This window comes from Hydrogenophaga sp. (assembly GCF_041633695.1).
Lineage (GTDB): Bacteria > Pseudomonadota > Gammaproteobacteria > Burkholderiales > Burkholderiaceae_C > Hydrogenophaga.
The window spans coordinates 1-3602 of sequence record NZ_JBFJMY010000420.1 but is presented as its reverse complement, the minus strand read 5'-3'; the positions used below and the strand labels follow the sequence as shown (position 1 = coordinate 3602).

The 3602-nt window shown below is 60.7% G+C and carries 4 protein-coding genes and 1 pseudogene; all 5 read right to left on the bottom strand.

Annotation, left to right across the window (positions count from 1 at the left end; all coding sequences use genetic code 11):
- A pseudogene (locus ABYB95_RS19315) lies at positions 1–645 on the bottom strand (hypothetical protein); the annotation flags it as partial.
- Entirely contained in the window at positions 642–1448 is an 807-nt protein-coding gene (locus ABYB95_RS19310; RefSeq protein ID WP_372660594.1) for a CbbQ/NirQ/NorQ/GpvN family protein, read from the bottom strand. The pseudogene ABYB95_RS19315 and the gene ABYB95_RS19310, both read right to left, overlap by 4 nt.
- Positions 1449–1489: 41 nt before the next feature.
- The gene (locus ABYB95_RS19305) at positions 1490–2527 is read right to left on the bottom strand and encodes an aliphatic amidase (RefSeq protein WP_372660591.1); all 1038 of its coding nucleotides are present in this window, start codon (positions 2525–2527) and stop codon (positions 1490–1492) included.
- A 23-nt stretch (positions 2528–2550) separates the two neighbouring features.
- The gene (gene urtE, locus ABYB95_RS19300; RefSeq protein ID WP_372660588.1) at positions 2551–3240 is read right to left on the bottom strand and encodes an urea ABC transporter ATP-binding subunit UrtE; all 690 of its coding nucleotides are present in this window, start codon (positions 3238–3240) and stop codon (positions 2551–2553) included.
- 11 nt (positions 3241–3251) lie between these two features.
- Positions 3252–3602 (bottom strand): ATP-binding cassette domain-containing protein (locus ABYB95_RS19295; protein WP_372660586.1); only part of this gene is annotated, 351 nt, incomplete at its 5' end.

Below are 3602 nucleotides of genomic sequence, written 5' to 3'. Positions count from 1 at the left end.
GGGGACCACATAGTGCTGTGGATCGAATCGCACACGCATTTGCCCAAGATCGTTGGCAAGAACTGAGGCCACCACTCGGAACGCTGCGTGATCGTCCAAGCCGCAGCGCTCCTGGGTATCCTCAAACAGGCTCCGGGCTTTGTTGACCCAATGGTTGTCGTCAGCGTATTCGGGGTCGGCCAAGGCGCGATCCAACCGGGTGATCAGCGCCTCGAAGCTGAAGTTTCCGGGGTCTGGGAGCGGTGCAAGATGTTCGAGGAACCAACGGGCCACGCCAGGGTATCGCTGCACCAGTCGGCGCTCGACGCGAGCATCCTCGATGGTGGACACCACCGCCTGGCTCATGGGCTTGAGTAGGCGCGCCGGCTGGCGCAAGGGAGAATAAATACAGTGCGCTACTGCATGGGCCAAGGCAGCCCGGTACAGCGGAGCGGCAGTCGCACCGGCTTCGTCCAGGGCTTGCCGACTTAACAGCACCTGCTCGGGTGTAACGATGGCGCGGCGGGCACGCATGCCGACGCTGCATTCGGCTACCGCCAGCGGCCAGCCCAACATCCCCGAGCCAAGCCATACCAGCGAGGGCAACAGGCCATCGAGTTCGCCGTCCCCGGGGCTAGCTAGGTGGGCTAGGTGCTCACTTTTCATCCGAACTGGGCCTGCACGAAGTCGCGGATGGCATGCGCCATGTCCGGATCGTCTGTGAGTGCACGCACCAAGGTCATCTCGCAGCTCTGTGCGGGCGGGAGGCCGTCGCGCACCAGCACTCCGGCATAGATCAGCACACGGGTGGAAGCGCCCTCGTCCAGACCACGCTGTTTAAGCGCGCGGGTGCACTGCGCGATGGTGACCAACTGGCGCGCAAGCGCAACGTTGATGCCAGCCTCGCGAGCCACGATAGTCACCTCGGTCTCAGTATCGGGGTAGTCGAACTCTAAAGCGGCAAAGCGCTGCCGGGTGGAGGGCTTCATGTCCTTCGCACTGCTTTGGTAGCCCGGGTTGTAGGACACCACAAGCTGGAAGTCCGGGTGGGCTCGAATAACCTCACCCTTCTTGTCCAACGGCAAGATGCGCCGAGCATCGGTCAGCGGATGGATAACCACCGTTGTGTCCTGGCGGGCTTCCACCACCTCGTCAAGATAGCAGATACCGCCATGGCGCACGGCCAATGTCAGTGGCCCGTCGTGCCAGGCAGTGCCCTGAGCATCGAGCAGGTACCTGCCCACAAGGTCGGAGGAAGTCATGTCCTCGTTGCAGGCGAGTGTGACCAACGGGCGCTGAAGTTTCCACGCCATGTGTTCGATGAATCGCGTCTTTCCGCACCCGGTGGGTCCCTTGAGCATCAGAGGCAACCGGTGCCGGTAGGCCCGTTCGTAGCATTCAATTTCGTTGCCCAAGGGCTGGTAAAACGGCTCATGGCGGATGCGATGATCGTCCAATGGTGAACTCATGGTGCATGGTCCTCGGGTGCGGAACAGACGTGGGTTTGGGCTCAGCGGTGCTTGTTGGCTTCGTTGGGAATGCCCTCCATCGGACACTCGGCTGTGCCGACGGTGGACCGAGTGAACGACTCCACCATCTCGCGCGTGCCCTCGGGATCGTTGACCCATTTGGCATAGAAGTTGAAAGGGCAAGCGGCCACGCCCTTGTCGCTGTCGCCGGAATTGATCAGCCCGGTGTAGCCGCGGTGCACCAGCTTGAACAGGTGGTTCTGCGATTGCCCGTTTTTTCGCGCATCGCGGATCAGGCCCATCGAGAGTTCGGCGTAGTTGATGCCCATCTCTTCCTCGCCGCATTCACCGAGCGTGCGACCGTCGAAGCCGATCAGGGCCGAGTGGCCGAAGTACGAATACACACCGTCGAAACCCGCCGCGTTGGCCACCGCCACGTACGTGTTGTTCATGAAGGCCATGGCTTTCGACACCATGATCTGCTGCTCCTTGGCCGGGTACATGTAGCCTTGGCAACGTACGATGAGCTCGGCGCCGCGCATGGCGCAGTCTCGCCAAATCTCGGGGTAATTGCCATCGTCGCAGATGATCAGGCTGATCTTCATGCCCTTGGGGCCTTCGCTCACATAGGTGCAGTCACCTGGATACCAGCCTTCAATGGGAACCCACGGCATGATCTTGCGGTACTTTTGTACGATCTCGCCCTGGTTGTTCATCAAGATGAGCGTGTTGTAGGGGGCCTTGTTGGGGTGCTCCTCATGGCGCTCACCGGTGAGAGAGAACACACCCCACACGTTGGCGCGACGGCAGGCGTCGGCAAATATGGCGGTCTCCTCACCCGGAATCACCGAGGCCGTCTCGTACATCTCCTTGGAGTCGTACATGATCCCGTGTGTCGAGTACTCCGGGAAAATCACCAGGTCCATGCCCGGCAAGCCCCTCTTCATTCCCACGAGCATCTCGCCGATGTTGCGGGCGTTGGCCAGCACCTCGGCCTTGGTATGCAGGCGAGGCATCTTGTAGTTGACGACTGCCACGCCGACGCAATCGTTGCTGCTGGAAATGTCACCATGTCGCATAAGAGTCTCCTTGGAGGTTGACGTTAAACAGTCAGGAAGGTCTTGACCTTTTCCTGATCGAGATTGGCACGCAGTTCTTCGTGCACGATGCACCCGCGATCGATGACCAGAAAGCGGTCGGCCAGATCGAGGGCAAAGCTCAGGACCTGCTCCGACACCACCACGGCAAAGCCGCGTTCTTGCCGCAGCACGTTGAGGGTCTGGGCGATCTCTTTGATGATTGAGGGCTGAATACCTTCGGTGGGTTCATCGAGGATCAGCACCTTGGGGTCGGAGATCAAGGCGCGGGCAATAGCCAGCATCTGTTGCTGTCCGCCCGAGAGGTTGCCCGCGTTGCGGTGCTTCATGTCCTTGAGAACAGGAAAGAACCGGTAGATGTAGTCGGGCACTTCGCGATGTCCCGAGTGCTCGGCGCCCGAGAGGATGTTTTGCTCCACAGTCAGGAAGGGAAACACCATGCGACCCTGTGGCACGTATGCCAGCCCGTGCTGAACACGACGGTAGCTGGGCAGACCAGAAATCGCCCGGCCATCGAGTCGAATCTCGCCGGCGTGGACCGGCAGCAGGCCGATCATGGACTTGAGTAGAGTGGTTTTCCCCATTCCATTGCGACCCATGATGGCCACGGACTCGTGGGCACGCACAGTGAACGAGATGTCGCGGATCACTTGGGATTCGCCGTATGACACATACAGCCTGGAGATGTCGAGCATGTGTAGGCGCCTCAATGACCAAGATAGACGTCGATGACGCGGGGATCGGCTTGTACCTGCACTGCACTGCCCTCGCTCAGCAATCGCCCCTGGTGGAGCACCGTGACGCGGTGGGCAATGCGCTTGACGAAGTCCATGTCGTGCTCGATCACCACCACCGAGCGCCCGGCAGCGATTCGGCTCAGCAGATCGCCGGTCTGCTCCCGCTCACGAGGACTCATACCGGCCACGGGTTCGTCAAGCAACAGCAGGGTGGGCTCCTGCATGAGCAGCATGCCGATCTCCAGCCACTGCTTTTGACCATGGCTGAGCTGACCGGCACGGTGACCGAGCCGGTCGGTCAGAAAAATCTGCCCGGCCAT